This window comes from Rhizobium rosettiformans W3, from assembly GCF_004912135.1.
In the GTDB taxonomy this organism is placed as follows: domain Bacteria; phylum Pseudomonadota; class Alphaproteobacteria; order Rhizobiales; family Rhizobiaceae; genus Allorhizobium; species Allorhizobium rosettiformans.
In genome coordinates this window covers 199,450-215,309 of record NZ_STGU01000008.1, presented here as the reverse complement: position 1 = coordinate 215,309, position 15,860 = coordinate 199,450, and the positions used below count along the sequence as shown (strand labels likewise).

At 61.6% G+C, this 15,860-nt stretch carries 15 protein-coding genes; 9 read left to right on the top strand and 6 right to left on the bottom strand.

The genetic code is table 11. The features are described from left to right. Positions 1-100 precede the first annotated feature (100 nt). The 5 genes from FAA86_RS15785 to FAA86_RS15765 are packed head-to-tail and all read left to right on the top strand — an operon-like array spanning position 101 to position 4,928. Positions 101-838 (top strand): ABC transporter ATP-binding protein, encoded by a 738-nt coding sequence (locus FAA86_RS15785; RefSeq protein WP_246035103.1) that lies wholly within the window; start codon positions 101-103, stop codon positions 836-838. Continuing rightward, positions 835-1,581 (top strand): ABC transporter ATP-binding protein, encoded by a 747-nt coding sequence (locus FAA86_RS15780; RefSeq protein ID WP_136542137.1) that lies wholly within the window; start codon positions 835-837, stop codon positions 1,579-1,581. Before FAA86_RS15785 ends, FAA86_RS15780 begins: the two co-directional genes overlap by 4 nt. Beyond that, positions 1,578-2,489 carry a branched-chain amino acid ABC transporter permease gene (locus FAA86_RS15775; protein ID WP_136542135.1) on the top strand — a complete coding sequence of 304 codons (912 nt, stop codon included), beginning with the start codon at positions 1,578-1,580 and terminating at the stop codon, positions 2,487-2,489. Before FAA86_RS15780 ends, FAA86_RS15775 begins: the two co-directional genes overlap by 4 nt. After that, positions 2,486-3,448 (top strand): branched-chain amino acid ABC transporter permease, encoded by a 963-nt coding sequence (locus FAA86_RS15770; protein ID WP_136542133.1) that lies wholly within the window; start codon positions 2,486-2,488, stop codon positions 3,446-3,448. The genes FAA86_RS15775 and FAA86_RS15770 overlap by 4 nt, the downstream gene beginning before the upstream one ends. Before the next feature lie 19 nt (positions 3,449-3,467). Beyond that, positions 3,468-4,928: an aldo/keto reductase gene (locus FAA86_RS15765; RefSeq protein WP_377343993.1), complete on the top strand. Its 1,461-nt coding sequence runs from the start codon at positions 3,468-3,470 to the stop codon at positions 4,926-4,928. Between the two features lie 42 nt (positions 4,929-4,970). Here the strand turns inward: FAA86_RS15765 and hydA are convergent, their stop codons facing one another. The 5 genes from hydA to FAA86_RS15740 form a co-directional block, all read right to left on the bottom strand. Then, positions 4,971-6,401, bottom strand: coding sequence for a dihydropyrimidinase (gene hydA, locus FAA86_RS15760; RefSeq protein ID WP_136542129.1), 1,431 nt, complete (start codon positions 6,399-6,401; stop codon positions 4,971-4,973). Positions 6,402-6,426: 25 nt separating this feature from the next. Further along, positions 6,427-7,698 (bottom strand): cysteine desulfurase-like protein, encoded by a 1,272-nt coding sequence (locus tag FAA86_RS15755; protein WP_136542127.1) that lies wholly within the window; start codon positions 7,696-7,698, stop codon positions 6,427-6,429. Positions 7,699-7,727: 29 nt separating this feature from the next. Further along, on the bottom strand, positions 7,728-8,477 hold the full coding sequence (locus FAA86_RS15750; RefSeq protein ID WP_136542125.1) for an amino acid ABC transporter ATP-binding protein: 750 nt from the start codon (positions 8,475-8,477) through the stop codon (positions 7,728-7,730). Beyond that, positions 8,477-9,148, bottom strand: a complete 672-nt coding sequence (locus FAA86_RS15745) for an amino acid ABC transporter permease (protein WP_136542123.1) — start codon at positions 9,146-9,148, stop codon at positions 8,477-8,479. Before FAA86_RS15745 ends, FAA86_RS15750 begins: the two co-directional genes overlap by 1 nt. Before the next feature lie 63 nt (positions 9,149-9,211). After that, positions 9,212-10,006 carry an ABC transporter substrate-binding protein gene (locus tag FAA86_RS15740; protein ID WP_136542121.1) on the bottom strand — a complete coding sequence of 265 codons (795 nt, stop codon included), beginning with the start codon at positions 10,004-10,006 and terminating at the stop codon, positions 9,212-9,214. Between the two features lie 156 nt (positions 10,007-10,162). Here FAA86_RS15740 and FAA86_RS15735 point away from each other — a divergent pair, with 156 nt between their 5' ends. Both FAA86_RS15735 and FAA86_RS15730 read left to right on the top strand, forming a co-directional pair. Beyond that, the gene (locus FAA86_RS15735) at positions 10,163-10,861 is read left to right on the top strand and encodes a FadR/GntR family transcriptional regulator (protein WP_136542119.1); all 699 of its coding nucleotides are present in this window, start codon (positions 10,163-10,165) and stop codon (positions 10,859-10,861) included. Positions 10,862-11,248: 387 nt separating this feature from the next. Then, on the top strand, positions 11,249-12,355 hold the full coding sequence (locus FAA86_RS15730; protein ID WP_136542117.1) for a TRAP transporter substrate-binding protein: 1,107 nt from the start codon (positions 11,249-11,251) through the stop codon (positions 12,353-12,355). Between the two features lie 360 nt (positions 12,356-12,715). On the opposite strand, the gene FAA86_RS15725 is transcribed toward FAA86_RS15730, so the two are convergent. Next, positions 12,716-13,660, bottom strand: coding sequence for a LysR family transcriptional regulator (locus tag FAA86_RS15725; RefSeq protein ID WP_113462407.1), 945 nt, complete (start codon positions 13,658-13,660; stop codon positions 12,716-12,718). A 145-nt stretch (positions 13,661-13,805) separates the two neighbouring features. Here FAA86_RS15725 and FAA86_RS15720 point away from each other — a divergent pair, with 145 nt between their 5' ends. Together FAA86_RS15720 and FAA86_RS15715 are read left to right on the top strand one after the other, a co-directional pair. Next, positions 13,806-14,600, top strand: a complete 795-nt coding sequence (locus tag FAA86_RS15720) for an alpha/beta hydrolase fold domain-containing protein (protein ID WP_136542115.1) — start codon at positions 13,806-13,808, stop codon at positions 14,598-14,600. Positions 14,601-14,661: 61 nt separating this feature from the next. Continuing rightward, positions 14,662-15,837 carry an efflux RND transporter periplasmic adaptor subunit gene (locus FAA86_RS15715; protein WP_136542113.1) on the top strand — a complete coding sequence of 392 codons (1,176 nt, stop codon included), beginning with the start codon at positions 14,662-14,664 and terminating at the stop codon, positions 15,835-15,837. Positions 15,838-15,860 lie beyond the last annotated feature (23 nt).

The following is a 15,860-nucleotide window of genomic DNA, read 5'->3' as shown; positions in this document are numbered from 1 at the left end:
GATCAAATCAAGGCTCATTTTGGAAGCGACTGTCGTGCAGCCCCCATCACCCGCGTCCCTTCCAACGGCCGCGTCATCGCCAGCCATCGAAGTGCGGCATGTGACGAAGCATTTTGACGGGCTGACCGTGGTTTCCGACATGTCGCTGCAGCTCGCCAAGGGAGAGATTCTCGGCCTGATCGGTCCGAATGGTGCAGGCAAGACCACGATGTTCAATCTGCTGGCTGGCAGCCTCAAGCCCAGCTCCGGAGGGATCTTCATCGAGGGGCAAGACATTTCTAGCCAAGCGCCTGAGCAGCGCATCGCGCATGGGGTCGCACGGACCTTCCAGATCCCACGTCCATTCTCCGAGATGAGCGTGCTGGAAAACGTGCTGGTCGGCGCTCAGAAGCAGACGGGAGAACGGCTGTTTTCCAATTTTCTCCGGCCGGGTCTGGTGCGCCGCGAGGAGAAGGCGGCGCTTGAAAAGGCGCATGTCATGCTCGAGTTCGTCACGCTATCGCGGCTTGCCCACGAGCCCGCCCGCGTCTTGTCCGGCGGGCAGCGCAAGCTTCTGGAACTGGCGCGCGTCCTGATGGCCGACCCGCAGGTGATCCTGCTCGATGAACCGGCCGCCGGCGTGAACCCCGCCTTGCTCGAGGTGATCATGGATCGTGTGGTGGCGCTGAACGCGGAGGGCAAGTCCATACTGCTTATCGAACACAACATGGACATGGTATCCAGGCTCTGCTCGCGCGTTATTGCGATGGCGCTCGGCAAGCTGCTGGCCGAGGGATCACCGGCTGACGTTTCCGCCAATCCCGCAGTCATCGAAGCCTATCTCGGTGGTGGTGCATGACAGACGCCGTTCTTGCAACCTCGGCGCTGGTCGCAGGCTACGAGCCGGACCTCCCCATAGTTCGCGGCGTCGATCTTGCTGTCGCACGGGGCGAACTTGTCGTGCTTCTGGGCCCGAACGGTGCAGGCAAGTCTACCTTCGTCAAGGCGATCGCCGGCATGGTGCCCGTGCATTCGGGCCGGGTCCACCTTGCCGGGCGGGACATCACGGATGTCGCGCCCCATCGCAAAGTGGCGGAAGGTCTGGCCTTCGTGCCGCAGACGGAGAATGTCTTTGCCAGCATGAGCATTCTGGAGAACCTGCAGATCGCGGTCTCTCTCCTGCCGAAAGACGCGCGCCGCCTTGTCATCGAGACGATGTTGAGCCGTTTTCCCGATCTCGCAATCCAGCCGAAACGGCTTGCCGGGGCGCTCTCCGGCGGTCAGCGGCAGATGCTGGCCGTGGCGCGGGCACTGGCGCTTGATCCGCCGGTGCTGATCCTCGATGAACCGTCTGCCGGTCTTTCCCCTAAAATCGTCGGCGAAGTCTTTTCCATGCTCAAGCGTATCAATGGCGAGGGCGTGACGATCATTCTGGTCGAGCAGAACGTGAAGGCGGCCATGGCGATTGCCGACCGTGCCGTGATCTTGGCCGAGGGCGTTATTCGGCACGAGGGCACACCGGCGGAACTCGCCGATGATCCACTGATCGGGCAGATCTATCTCGGGACCACGGGCCGTGCAGCCGAGGGGGTGTCGAGATGAACCCGCAATTCCTGATGGACGGGCTGATTGCAGGCGCAATCATCGGGCTGGGCGCCGTCGGCGTTACCCTGACTTACTCGATCCTCCGCTTTGCCAATTTCGCCCATGGCGAGCTTCTGTCCTGGGGCGCCTATCTCGCACTCGGCGTCAGCAGTGCCCTTGGCGTGCTCGGGGCAGGGATGACCACGCCGCTCGGCCCGTTCTCCTTTGGTTGGTCGCTTCCGATCGCAGCGCTCCTCGCCATCGCACTGACGGGGCTACTTGCACTGGCGGTGGATGCGGCACTCTTTTCGAGTTTCCGGCGACGCGGCAGCGCCATCATCATCATGGTGATGGCAAGCTTCGGCGCATCGCTTGCACTGCGCAGTCTGCTGGAATTCCTGTTTACCTCGAAGCCCGCCTATTTCAGCCAGGCGCTGCAGATCGCCATGAAGCTCGGCCTGGGCCTCAGAGCGACGCCGGACCAGCTGGCCATGCTGGCCGTGGCGCTGATTTCGGTCGTCACCGTTCACCTCGTCATGACGCGGACCGATATCGGCCGGGCGATGCGCGCTGTTAGCGAAAACCCGGGTCTTGCCGGTATCGCCGGCATCGATGTCCGCCGGGTCATCCGAACGGCCTGGTTTCTCGGTGCTGCACTTGCCTGTATCGCCGGCATCATGAGCGGGCTGATCATCCAGATCCGCCCCTATCTCGGGCATGACCTGCTGCTGCCCTTGTTTGCAGCCGCGATCCTCGGCGGTATCGGTTCGGTCCCCGGTGCCATGATCGCCGGCCTGCTGATCGGCCTCGCCGAGGCCTTCACGGTCCAGCTCATTGGCGCAGAATGGCGTGCGGCAGTCTCCTTTGCCATCCTGATTGCGGTCCTTCTCGTCCGGCCCCGCGGCCTTTTTGGAAAAGCGGCATGAGCATCGATCTAATCGCCTATGGCGCCTTCTTCCTGACCATGGCCTTTACCTATGCGATCATTTGCCTGGGGCTGAATATTCAGTGGGGCATGACAGGCCTGTTCAATGTCGGCATCGCGGCCTTCGTCGCGGTCGGGGCCTATACGTCGGCCATCCTCACCACTCCTGATACTGCGGAACGCTTTGGCGGTTTCGGACTGCCGATTGCTGTGGGCTGGCTGGGGGCTGCCATTCTCTCGGGAGCGTTGTCCTGGGCCGTTGGCGCGCTGACGATCCGGTTGAGATCCGATTATCTGGCAATCGCCACCTTCGGCGTGGCCGTCACCGTTCAGCTCTGCATGCTCAATCTTCAAAGCGTGACCGGCGGAGCCTTCGGGATCGGTTTCATTCCGCGTCCCTTCGCCGATCTGCAGGGCGATGCACTGCTTTTCAGTCTCGCCAACTGCGCTCTCATGGCGCTTGTTGTGCTGGTGCTCTATCTCGGTCTGCAGCACCTGTCGCGCAGCCCCTGGGGACGCGTCTTGCGGGCGATCCGAGAAGACGAGGTGGCCGCCCAGGCGCTTGGCAAGCGGCCTGTCCGCTTTCGCCTGCAGGCCTTTACCCTCGGCGGCGCGATCATGGGCCTTGCTGGCGCTGCCCAGGCACATTTCATCGGCTTTATCGCACCCGACAACTACATGCCGGTGCTCACCTTCCAGGTCTGGGCCATGCTGATCGTCGGCGGCTCGGGCAACAATCGCGGCGCGATTGCCGGCGCCATTCTCGTCTGGGGGCTCTGGGCGCTCACGGCCGCTGCCGTCTCCGCCTTCGTGCCGCCCGAAGAGCAGGCGCGGGCTGCCGCCTTGCAGATCGTTGCGATCGGCCTGGGGCTCTGCCTGATGCTGCTGCTGCGCCCGCGCGGCCTGTTCGGCGAGGTGAGCCCGCTCGCGCGCCTCAGCCGCCGCACCAAACAACCCTGATCACCAAGGAATCATCGCCGTGTCCCAGCATCCCGAACGTATCGCGCTCACGCCTGACCTGTCGATCAGCCGCCTCGTCTGTGGGCTGTGGCAGGTTGCCGATATCGAGAAAGACGGCGCCACGGTCGATCCGGAAGAGGGGGCCGATGCCCTGCAGGCCTATGCGGAGGCCGGGTTCGACAGTTTCGACATGGCCGATCATTATGGATCGGCAGAGATCATCACCGGTCACCTCCTGAAGCGCTATGCCGCTGGCGAGAAGCGACCGGTGGCTTTCACCAAATGGTGCCCCGAGCCTGGTCCGATGACGCGCGACGTGGTGCGACGGGGCGTGGAGGACCGACTTACCCGCCTCGGCGTCGACAAGGTCGATCTTCTACAGTTCCATTGGTGGACCTTCGAGCATCCGGCCTGGCTCGATGCGCTGCATGAGATGCAGGCGATGAAAGAAGAAGGCCTGATCGGCGCCCTCGGCCTTACCAATTTCGATGCAGCGCATCTCAACGTCGCGCTCTCCGATGGCATCGATATCGCCAGCAACCAGGTGTCTTTCTCCCTGATCGACCGGCGCGCCGCCGGCGATTTGTCAGCACTATGCCTGAGGCGCGGCGTCAAGCTTCTGGCCTATGGCACGCTCTGCGGCGGGTTTCTGTCGGAGAAGTGGCTCGGTCAGCCGGAGCCCGCGTCGATCCCCGACTGGAGCCGGTCGAAATACAAACGCTTCATCGATACGGCCGGCGGATGGGGCGTCTATCAGGGTATTCTCAGGGCGGCATCCACGATCGCCCTCAAACACGGGGTCTCGATCTCCAACGTCGCCAGCCGCTGGGTTCTCGAACACCCGGCCGTTGCTGCCACGATCATCGGGGCCCGGCTCGGTGAGAACGAGCATCGCAACGACAACCTGAAGGTCTTCACCTTCGCACTGGATGCGGAGGACCGGGACCTGCTCGAGAGCGCCTTTACTGAGGCCACACCCATTCCCGGCGATTGCGGCGATGAATATCGAAAGCCGCCCTTCCTGACCGCATCCGGCGACCTCAGCCATCATCTCGATGCGATCCCGTCCGTCTACACGGCCGTTCCGGTGCCGGGGCGCGCGGATCGCATGCGGGTTTCCTCGGGAAGCATTTGGGAGCCGCTGGCCGGCTACAGCAGGGCCGTGCGGATCGGGGACAGAATCCTGGTATCGGGTACCACGGCAACCCACGGCAGTAACCGTTGTGTGGCGCCCGGCGATCCGGGCGCGCAGGCGACCTACATCCTCGACAAGATCTTGGCTTCCATCTCTGCTCTCGGCGGTAAGATGGAGGATGTCGTCCGCACGCGCATCTATCTGAAGGATGCGTCACAGTGGGAGCCTGTCTCGCGGGCCCATGGCCGCTTTTTTTCTGACGTGCTTCCAGCCAACACCCTGATCGAGGCCGGCGCTTTGGTCGGTGACTATGAAGTGGAGATTGAAGCGGAAGCGGTGGTTTAGGTTTTCCTGGCGAGCTACTTGAAAGCAGCGCTGCCTGTCTCTCTAGGGCGTTAGTGAGGCGACCGAACTGGTGTCCGCAATCAGGTTTGACCTCTTGCGGCTCTGATACTCACCGCGCGCTTCGTTGATGAGCGATCCGTCTTCCATAATCGTCTGACCACGAACGAGCAGCCGTACCGGCCAACCTTGAAGCTCGAGCCCCTCGTAAGGCGTGTAATCGGCGCCGTGCTGGAGGATCTCGTTGGTCAGGGTGACCTTCTTCCTCGGATCCCAAAGCGCGATGTCGGCGTCCGATCCGATCGCAATCGTGCCCTTCTGCGGGTACATGCCGTAGAGCTTTGCATGGTTGGTGGATGTGACGGCCACGAAGCGGTTGATGTCGATCCGGCCTTTCATCACGCCTTCGGAAAAGAGGATCGGCAGACGGGTTCCCACGCCGGGAATGCCATTCGGGATCCAGCGGAAATGCCGCTTGCCCTTCTCGTTCAGCTTGCCTTCCGGATTGTCGAAGCGGAAGGGGCAGTGGTCGGAGGAAAAGAGGTCGAAGACGCCCTGTTCGATCCCCTCCCAGCAGGCGTCCTGGCTCGCCTTGTCGCGCGGTGGCGGAGAACAGACATATTTGGCGCCATCCAAGCCTTCGAGGTCCAGATCATCCGCGGTCAACATCAGATATTGCGGGCAGGTCTCGCCGGCGATTTTCTGGCCGCGCTGACGGGCCCGGCGAATTTCTTCCATCGCCTCGCGATTGGAGACATGCACGATGACGATTGGCACATCGACGATTTCGGCGAGCGACAGGGCGCGGTGGGTCGCTTCACGCTCGGCAGCTATCGGCCGGGTCGTGGCATGATATTTCGGCGCGAGTTTGCCCTCTCCCTCGTGGCGGCCGATGAGATAGCGGATGGCATCTTCGTTTTCGCAGTGGACCATGACCAGCGCCCCGGTGCGGCGTGCCGTGTCCAGCGTTGCCAGGATCTCGTCGTCGCGCAGACGCAGGCCCTCATAGGTCATGAAGACCTTGAGCGATGTATAGCCATCCTCCACCAGTGCCGACAGTTCCTGACCGAGCACTTCCGCCGTCGGATCCGTGATCACAAGGTGGAAGGAGACGTCGACATGGCACTTGCCCTCGGCCTTTGCATGATAAACCTTGAGTGCCTCGCGCAGGGACTGTCCCTTTTCCTGCATGCAGAAGGCAAGCACGGTGCTGTTGCCGCCGATGGCCGCAGATCTGGTCCCACTGTCGAAATCGTCGGCCATGACGATGCCGTCGCCGGAGGGCTGGTCGAGATGGACGTGGCTGTCGATACCACCGGGGAGCACGAAGAGGCCGGTGGCGTCGATGACGTCATCGGCGTCTGTCAGACCGGTCGCGAGCGCCACGATCCGGCCGTCCCTGATGCCGACGTCGCTGACGAAGGTATCGCTCGCTGTCACCACCGTTCCGTTGCGGATCACCGTATCGAAGCGCATCCCGTCCATCCTTTCGTGTTGGGCCTCAGCTGGCCTTTGCCATGCCCGCTTCCCCGGCCAGAATGCGGTCGAGAGCAGCCGTGAAGCGATCGACTTCCTCGATCGTGTTGTAATGCACCATGGAGACGCGCAGCATGCCGCCATGGTCGGTGAGGCCGAGATATTCGGCAAGCCGACGTGAATGGAAATCACCGAAGCGCATGGCGATCTTTTCCGCGTCCATCGCCTTGCAGAGGTCGGCCGCCTCGCGTCCATCGAAACGGAAGGCGATGGTCGGGACGCGCTGGCTCTCCCTGTTCACGGATTGGCCGACGATCATGCAGTCGTTGCGCGAGCGCAGATAGGTCAGCAGGCGTTCGGTGAGCGCGTCTTCCTGGACCGTGATCGCGCGATAAGCGGCTTCGATCTTCTGCCTGATTGAGCCGGTCTCACCGGCCTGTTCGCCGAGAGAGACCAGGTAGTCGACGATCCCGCAGGTCGAATAGGCGAGCTCGTAGTTCGGGTTACCGGGCTCGAGCTTGCCGGGGACTTTGTCGTGGCCGTAGAAGTAGTGATAGAGCGGGTCGAGCGCGAGGAGCAGGTCGTATTTGCCGTACATCAGCGCGTAATGCGGCCCATAGGTCTTGTAGAGGCTGAAGACATAGTAATCGACGTCGAAGGCCTTAACGTCGACGGCGCGATGCGGGGCATAGGCGACGGCATCGACGCAGATCTTGGCACCGCGAGCATGGACGAAATCGGCGATCTCGCGGATCGGATTGATCGAGCCCAAGAGGTTCGAGCAATGGGTGACACAGACCAGCTTGGTTTTTTGGGTCATGAGGGCGCCGAGATCGGCAAGGTCGAGCGTCAGGGTCTCCTTGTTGAGCGGCCAGATCTTCAGCACCACGCCGCGTTCCTGCAGGCGATCCCAGGGACCGATATTGGATTCATGGTCGGAGACCGTGATGATGATCTCGTCACCCGGCGACAGCTGGCTGTGCATGGCGCGCGCCAGGTTCTGCAGGAGTGCCGTCGTCGAATTGCCGAAGACGATTTCTTCGGGGCGGTTGGCATTCACGAGATGCATGGCGGCCGTGCGGGCCTCGTAAAGGGCTGCCGCTGCCGCTTGCGAGACCTCGTAGGATCCGCCGATCTGGACATTCTTTTCATAGAGGAACGTGTTCATGCGTTCGACAGCGCCTTTGAGGATCTGCGATCCACCGGCATTGTCGAAGAAGGTCCATCCGCGGGAAAGCCCCGGGAACTGGCTTCGCACGTAATCGAGATCGAGCGCCTTCTGGTCTTGGGTCGCCATGGCGGGGTGTCCTCCAGTCTTGTTCTTGTTCAGTGGTTGAGGACTGCGCGCAGGAAGCCGCGCGTCCGTTCGTGTTTGGGGCTGTCGAAGATGTCTTCCGGCGGTCCGCTTTCGACCAGACGGCCGCCATCCATGAAGATCACCCGGTCGGCAACCTGACGGGCAAAGCCCATTTCATGCGTCACGACGATCATGGTGACGCCGGATCCCGCAAGCTTGCGCATCACGTCGAGCACTTCGCCGACCATTTCCGGATCGAGTGCCGATGTCGGCTCGTCGAAGAGCAGCACCCGCGGCTCCATGGCAAGCGCCCGGGCAATGGCAACCCGTTGCTGCTGACCGCCGGAGAGCTGTCCGGGAAACTTCTCCGCCTGCTCTGCAATCCCGACGCGGGCGAGAAGCTCGCGCGCCTTGCGCTCGGCTTCCTTTTCCGGTGTGCCGCGGACCCGCATGGGAGCGAGCATGACGTTTTTCAGAACCGTCATGTGGGGAAAGAGATTGAAGGACTGGAAGACCATGCCCACTTCGGCACGGACCTTGGCAAGGCTCGGGCCCGGCTCGACGGTGATGCCATCGACCGTGATGCGGCTTTCCGGCGCGAAGGCTTCCAGATGATTGATGCAGCGGATGAGCGTCGACTTGCCCGAACCCGAGGGGCCGATGACGCAGACGACTTCTCCCTCGGCGATGTCGAGGTCTATCCCATGCAGGACGGTGAAGGTGCCATAGGCCTTGGTGAGGCCGCGGATGGAGATGAGCGGCGCGTTTGTAGCAGTCATCAGCGTTTCCCCCGGCTGAAGTGTTTTTCAAGGCGCGAGACGACCGCGACCATGGGCCAGAGAAGGGCGATATAGATGAGGGCGGCACCGATCAGCGGTGTCGGATTGGCGGCAAGAGCCTGGGCCTGGGTGGCCTGCTTCAAGAGATCCGGCATGGCGACGACGGAGGCAAGGGCCGTGTCCTTCATGACGTTGATGCAGTTGTTCGTCAGTGGCGGAATGACGATGCGGATTGCCTGGGGCAGGATCACGTCCACCATGGTGTGGCGGTTGGAAAGGCCAAGCGCTGCAGACGCCTCGAATTGTCCGTGCGGGATGGCTTCGATGCCGGCGCGGAAGATTTCTGCCGTATAGGCCGCCGAGACCAGCGAGAGCGCCGTAACAGCCGACAGGAAGGGCGAGAGGCGAATGCCGACAAAGGGAAGCGCATAGTAAACGACGATCAAAAGCACCAGCAGGGGGATCGAGCGGAAGATGTCGATATAGATCCGGATGAGGAGCTTGATGAAGGCAGGCGCATAGAGGCGGGTGACCGCGAGAAAGAGACCGCCCGCCAGGCCGACGAGAATGCTGGTGACGCCGATCTGCAGGGTGACCACGAGACCCCAGAGAAGAGCCGGAAGGCTGTTCATGAGGACGTCGAGGTTGAAGAAGGTATTGATGAGTGTCATGCCGGACCGGCTCCCATGGCAGGCCGGCGGAACTCTTGCGCTCCGCCGGTTTGCGTTTCGAGCTTACATGGCCTTGGGCATGTCGAGGACGGTGACGGTCGAGGTCGTGTCCTCAGCCTTGGCGCCGAACCAGGTCTCGTGCAGCTTTGCGATGAAGCCTTCCTGCTTCAGCGTGGTGATGACGGTGTTCACCTCGGCTGCGAGTGGATCATCCTTGTTGAACATGATCGAGTATTTTTCGCCGGTCGGAATACGCTCGACCACCTTCAATTCCGGCTTGCCCTTGACGTAGTAGAGAAGGGCCGGGATGTCGGAGATGTAGCCGTCGATGCGGCCGGCGACCAGATCGAGCATGGCCGGCTGGAGGCCTTCGAAGCGGCGGATCTCGCCAAGCTTGTACTCGCCCTTGTTGGCTTCGGCCCACATGTCGCCGGTCGAGCCGGTGTCGACGCCGACAACCTTGTCGCCCATGTCCTTCAGACCCGTGATGCCGGAGGCGGCAGTGACCGTCAGCGACTGGTCGCTGTCATAATAGGGCTGGGCGAAGGAGACCGATTCGAGACGTTTCTCGGTGATGGTGATCGAGGAAATCGCCATGTTGATGCGGCCCGACTGAACGGCCGGGAAGAGGCCGTTGAAGGGCGTATTGACGAATTCGACCGTCTTGCCGAGCCGCTTGGCGATTTCGTTGACGAGGTCGACCTCGAAGCCGGTCACCTTGCCGCTGGCGTCTTCGAATTCCCATGGGACATTGCCGATATTGGCACCGACCGTCAGGTCGGCGGCATGGGCGCTGGTCGAAAATGCGGCGAGCAGCCCGGCAAAGAGCGTCGCCTTGAATGTCGTGGAGCGTGTCATGAGAGTTCCCCTTGTTTTTTGAACGTGACTCAATCTACATTGGTCTAACTGGTCAGACCAGTCAGGCCAAACAAGCATGCTGCTTTCCGCTTGGCAAGGGGCGGCCGGAAAAAATACACTTGCCGCTTCGAGACAGGCCGCCGGGGAAGGGACCGCATGTTCAACAAGACGCTCGTGCCGCAATCGGTGGCACGCGAGATCCAGGGCATGATCCAGTCCGGGCAGTTGAAGCCGGGCGAAAAAATCCCGTCACAGCGGGAGTTTTCCCAAAAATTCGGGATCAGTCGGGCATCCCTGCGTGAGGCGCTTCTGACGCTGGAAACCTTAGGTCTCCTGAAGACGGAGGCGGGCAGGGGGACCTTTGTCGCAGTCCCCTCGGTCTCCGATGCAGGCGTCAGCGGGCATATGGCGCCCTGGCGCTATTCGGACAGGTATTCCGTCTTCGACGTCTTCCAGACGCGCATCCTCCTGGAGGGGGAAATCGCCAGGCTGTCGGCCGGGCGCCTCACGCAATTGCAACTCGACAAGATGGAGCGGGCGACGCAGACGATGGAGGACTGCTGGGCGAACCAGGATCTGCTGGCCAATGTCGAGGCGGATCTGGAATTCCATGGCGTCATCGTCTCCGCCTGCTCCAATGCCATGTTGAAGGCGCTCTATCAGACCGTGCGCGATCAGGTGACCGAGACGCAACGTCAGCCAATCCCGATCACCGATCCCGAGCGCATGCGCGAATCGATCGGCGAACACCGCAAGATCATCGCGGCCCTCAGCGCCAATGACGGGTTGCGGGCAAAGCACGAAATGGAAACCCACATCCGCAACACCGCCCGCTGCGCCGGACTGGAGCCATAAGACGGGTCTGTGGGGCGAGCAGCCGGAATGGCGGCTGCGGGGTCTGTCGCGATTTCCTCGACACACTTAGCTGAACGGCTGGCTGCGGCTGCATCGAGTTCCTCTACCCTTCGTGTCTGACAGGTCCTGAAGAAGCGCGTTCACGGTAACGCTGTCTGTGGCGACTCCCGCAGCAACTGTTTTCGACCAGCCGATGAGGGCCGGGCGCATGCCGGTTGAGAGTTCCGAGCGTGTGGGATCAATCGGCTGATGATGCCGATAGACGAGGCTGGATGGGCCTCCCAATCCAGTCTTGCTTGAAACATTCCAAATGTGATGATTAGCTTAAGCATTGCTGCCGGGAGGGCAGGCGATAAACGTCTTTGGGGCAACATTGGGAGGTAATTCATGGATCGTCGTAGCTTTATCCGCAATGCGGGCACAGCCGGTGCGGGCGTCGCCGCGTCTGCCGTTTTTGCGGCACCCGCCATCGCGCAGGAAAACCCGAAAATCACCTGGCGGCTGACATCATCTTTTCCGAAGGCACTGGACACGATCTTTGGTGCAGCAAGCGATGTGGCCGAACGCGTCAAGGCGGCCACCAACGGCAACTTCGAGATCCAGGTTTTTTCGGCCGGCGAGATTGTGCCGGGGCTTCAGGCCAACGACGCGGTCGCTGCCGGTACCGTCGAAATGGCTCACACCGCCAACTACTATTATTGGGGCAAGGACCCGACCTATGCGCTGGCCACAGCCGTTCCCTTTGGTCTCAATGCGCGCCTGCAGAACGCCTGGTTCTATCAGGGTGGCGGCAACGAACTGCTGAATGAGTTCTTCGCCACCCAAAACCTGTACGGCCTGCCAGCCGGCAATACCGGTGCGCAGATGGGGGGCTGGTTCCGCAAAGAGATCAATACGGTCGACGACCTCAAGGGCTTGAAGATGCGGATTGGAGGCTTCGCCGGCAAGGTTGTCGAAAAGCTCGGGGTCGTGCCGCAGCAGATCGCGGGTGGCGACATTTACCCGGCGCTCGAGAAGGGCACGATCGACGCCACCGAATGGGTCGGGCCCTATGACGATCAGAAGCTCGGCTTCTTCAAGGTTGCGCAGTACTACTACTATCCGGGCTGGTGGGAAGGGGGCGCAGCACTCCATGCCATGGTCAATCTGGAGAAGTGGAACAGCCTTCCCCCGCATTATCAGGCGATCCTGCAGGACGCCTGTGCCTTCGCCAATGCCAATATGCTGGCGAAATACGACGTCAAGAACCCGGCTTCCGTGAAGGAACTGGCGGCGTCTGGCGCCGTTTTGCGCCCGTTCAGCCAAGAAATCATGATGGCTTGCTACGAGGCGGCGCTGTCCACCTATGCCGAGATCAATGCGTCGAACGAGAGTTTCAAGAAGATCTACGACAGCCAGCTGGCATTCAAGAAGGAGGGTTATCTCTGGATGCAGCTGCCGGATTACACCTTCGACACTTTCATGATGATGCAGCAGCGGGCAAACAACCTTTGACGGATGGTTAGCCTGAACGGTGTTGGCCCCCTGATGGGGGCCAATTCTTGCTCCAAGACGGTACCGGGCCGGCGTTGATGAGCAGGACTTCCGAGGACCTTCGGCCGGAGTTGAACCGGCTGCCAACGCTAATGCGGCTTACGAGGCGCCTTCTGACCAAGGGGTGCTCTTGGGCGGCTCGTATTCGTGTCCGCCATTGGCTGTGCCGGAGCAGCCGGAGAGAACCAGCAGCAGTATTACGGTGATCGTGCGCATATGCTTTTGCCTTCAGTTTTGGCGTCACCGTTGCAGTGATGTCTTAAGGAATTGCGAAGGAGCGCCTGCTTTGCATGGTGGCCGGTCATGGACCGGGCCGTTACCTCATGCCTCAGCCTTGGGCGCCGCGGACTTGAGCTGCGCTTCGCATTGGTTCGCCTCGTTGAGCTTCTTCGCCAGCCAGTCGACGAAAACCCGCACCTTGTTGCTCAAATGGCGTGTCTGTGGATAGACGATGTAGAGCGGGACGGGATCCCGCGGCCAGTCCGGCAAGATTTCAACGAGTTCGCCGCGATCCACATAGTCCCGGACAGTGAAGGCGATGGCCTGGGCGACGCCGATGCCGGCAACGGCTGCGGCCATGTAGCTCCTGAATTCATTCACCGAGATCACATAATCCAGCCTGACTTCGACCTCTTCGTCTTCTTTGCGAAACTGCAGCGGGAAGACACGGCCTTCGTAGGCTTTCATGTAGCCGACGCCGAAGTGCCCGTTTTCGAGATCGCGCGGATGGCGGGGGAACCCCATCCGCTCGAGGTAGATCGGCGAGGCATAGGTGCGCAGTTCTAGGTCTGCCACTTTCCGGGCCACAAGCGACTGGTCTGTTGGGGTGCCCGCCCGCAAGGCGCAGTCGATATTCTCGGCGACGTAGTCAACGATCCGGTCGCCAATATCGAATTCGAGCTGGATTTTCGGATAGCGCGTGTGGAAGTCGCACAGGGCCGGCATGATGATGCGATCGGCAAAGGCACCAGACAGAGCAACTCTGACCTTGCCTGATGGCTGTGCCTGCGAGCTGGAGAGACTTCCATCGAGCTCGTCCAGCTCCGATAGAATACGCGCCGCGCGTTCGTAGTAGAGCGCCCCATCGGTCGTCACCACCACTTTGCGGGTGGTCCGGTTCAAGAGCTTGGTCGCCAGATGCGCCTCCAGAGCCTGAACCGCAGTGGTGACGGTGGTCTTCGGCATCTTGAGCGAGTGGGCCGCCTTGGAGAAGTTGCCGGTCTCCACCACTCTCGTGAACACCCGCATGGCCGATAGCTGATCCATTATACGCCTTAGCTCAATAAGAGGGTTATTATTCAAAATTCCGGAACAGAGCTCTCGGATTTGCAAGGCTTGTGCCGCTTCGGTGGATAATAATATAAAGACCCAACAAGCGGAAGCTGAATTCAGCAGATGACCACGGAATAGCATGAGCAAGGAATGGCAGAGCGGAGAGGACGGAGAGATACGGTTTCCCTTGCCGTTCCGCGTCTATGACGGGACTGGCAAAGGAAAGCGCCGGCCGCTCGTTTTGTACTTTTCCGGCAATGCGTTCGGTGCAGCTCCACCGCGTCTGGGGGATGCACCGGCCGCAGCGGCCATGGCAGAAGCCGGCGCCCTGGTCGTGGAAGCCGATTTCGGCGGGCCGACGCGCAACCTGTTTCCAGGAGCGCTGGAAAAGGCTTTCGAGGCGTTGAAGCATTTGTTTGCCAAGCGCAAGCGCTTTGCCAACCTGCATTCTCCGGTGCTGGTTGCCGGAGATGAGGCGGGCGGAAACCTCGCTGCGAGCCTCGCTCTGAAGGCGCGTGATGCCATGCCGGGAGAGCTCGCGGGGCAGGTTCTTCTGTCTCCCATGCTCGATCCCCGCATGGTGACAATGTCCTTTCGCACGGCCGATGCGATCGGGCTTCAACAGCGCTGGTCGGACGGCTGGGACCATTATCTGGCCCAGGCGAGCGACGGCCAGCATCCCTATGCTGCCCCGTGTCTGTGCTCGCGGCTGATGGGAGCGGCTCCGGCCCTGGTCGTGACGTCGGATGACGATCCGCTGCGCGACGAGGCCCTGGATTATGCGGCACGTCTGCAGTCGTCAGGCGTGTCCGTGAAGACCAGAATATTGCCCGACCATCTCGGATGGACAGGGCTTTACCATGGTCGAGACGGCGAATGGCATTCGCAGATTTCGACGGAGTTTTCGCAGTTCCTGCAGGAACTGCCGCACTGACGGCGGGCTCCCAACCCGCTTCCACCACATAGCGGTTCCAGGCGAACCGAAGGAGACGATCATGACCGCAAGGATCAGGAACGCGGCCCTATGGGGTTCCGCGATGGCGACAGCTTTGGCAATTGCCGGCGTCGTCTATTTCGAACCAACCTGGGATGCGCAAGCTGCATCGACGGAAACCGCAACCGCACCACCGGCCGTGCCTGTCACGGTCGCGACAGTCCAACCTCGACCGGTGCAGGTTTGGCGTGAGGTTTCCGGCCGCTTCGAGGCCGTCGATCGGGTCGAAATCCGCTCGCGCGTCGCAGGCGCGATCCAAGCCGTCCATTTCCGCGAGGGCGGGCATGTCAGCCAGGGTGACCTGCTCTTTTCGATCGATCCTGAGCCCTATCGCGCCGTGGTCGACCAGGCACGCGGCGCGGTGGCATCCTCCGAAGCTCGGCTGGTGCTTGCCGAGACGGAACTCGAACGCGGCAACGCGCTGCTTGAACGCAACACGATTTCTCAAAGCGAAGTCGCCCAGCGCAAGAGCACGAAAGCGTCGACCGAAGCCGAGCTGCAGTCCGCCAAGGCGGCCTTGAAGCTTGCCGAACTCGATCTCGCCTATACCGAAATCCGTGCGCCGATTGCAGGCCGCATCGGGACCTTGGATGTCACCGTCGGCAATCTGGTGGCTGCCGGCCCCTCTTCGCCCTCCTTGGTGACGCTCGTCTCGGTCGACCCGATCTATGCAAGCTTCACGATTGCCGAAGACCATCTGCGCGACGTCCTGTCGACCCTGCCGGCCAATGACGCAGGCCTGCTGCTTGAGCAGATCCCGGTCGAAGTCGAGGCGGCAGCGGGAAGCCCTCCCATTCCCGGTCGGCTGCAGCTGATCAACAACGAGATTGACGCTGCGACGGGGACGATCCGCGTGCGTGCCGTCTTCGACAATCCGGATGGCCGCCTCATTCCCGGACAGTTCGCGCGCATCAGGCTCGGCCAGGCGAAGGCGCAAGACCGCATGACGATCTCCGAACGCGCTGTCGGGACCGATCAGGACAAGAAATTCGTCTTCGTCGTCGCCCCCGACAATACGGTCAGCTATCGGCAGATCGAGCTTGGCGCTGCGGTTGATGGCCAACGGATCGTGGAAACCGGCCTTGAGGCTGGAGACCGGATCGTGGTGAGCGGCCTGCAGCGCATTCGCCCCGGCGCCGTGGTCGCGCCGCAGGAACAGACAGCTCTCAAGAATTGATCAGCCAGGTGGCAAACGAAGAG

Coding starts and splice junctions, on each gene's coding strand:
- FAA86_RS15780 (WP_136542137.1), top strand. CDS start 835: ATGACAGACGCCGTTCTTGCAACCTCGGCGCTGGTCGCAGGCTACGAG.
- FAA86_RS15775 (WP_136542135.1), top strand. CDS start 1,578: ATGAACCCGCAATTCCTGATGGACGGGCTGATTGCAGGCGCAATCATC.
- FAA86_RS15770 (WP_136542133.1), top strand. CDS start 2,486: ATGAGCATCGATCTAATCGCCTATGGCGCCTTCTTCCTGACCATGGCC.
- hydA (WP_136542129.1), bottom strand. CDS start 6,401: ATGCGCTTCGATACGGTGATCCGCAACGGAACGGTGGTGACAGCGAGC.
- FAA86_RS15755 (WP_136542127.1), bottom strand. CDS start 7,698: ATGGCGACCCAAGACCAGAAGGCGCTCGATCTCGATTACGTGCGAAGC.
- FAA86_RS15750 (WP_136542125.1), bottom strand. CDS start 8,477: ATGACTGCTACAAACGCGCCGCTCATCTCCATCCGCGGCCTCACCAAG.
- FAA86_RS15745 (WP_136542123.1), bottom strand. CDS start 9,148: ATGACACTCATCAATACCTTCTTCAACCTCGACGTCCTCATGAACAGC.
- FAA86_RS15740 (WP_136542121.1), bottom strand. CDS start 10,006: ATGACACGCTCCACGACATTCAAGGCGACGCTCTTTGCCGGGCTGCTC.
- FAA86_RS15735 (WP_136542119.1), top strand. CDS start 10,163: ATGTTCAACAAGACGCTCGTGCCGCAATCGGTGGCACGCGAGATCCAG.
- FAA86_RS15730 (WP_136542117.1), top strand. CDS start 11,249: ATGGATCGTCGTAGCTTTATCCGCAATGCGGGCACAGCCGGTGCGGGC.
- FAA86_RS15725 (WP_113462407.1), bottom strand. CDS start 13,660: ATGGATCAGCTATCGGCCATGCGGGTGTTCACGAGAGTGGTGGAGACC.
- FAA86_RS15720 (WP_136542115.1), top strand. CDS start 13,806: ATGAGCAAGGAATGGCAGAGCGGAGAGGACGGAGAGATACGGTTTCCC.
- FAA86_RS15715 (WP_136542113.1), top strand. CDS start 14,662: ATGACCGCAAGGATCAGGAACGCGGCCCTATGGGGTTCCGCGATGGCG.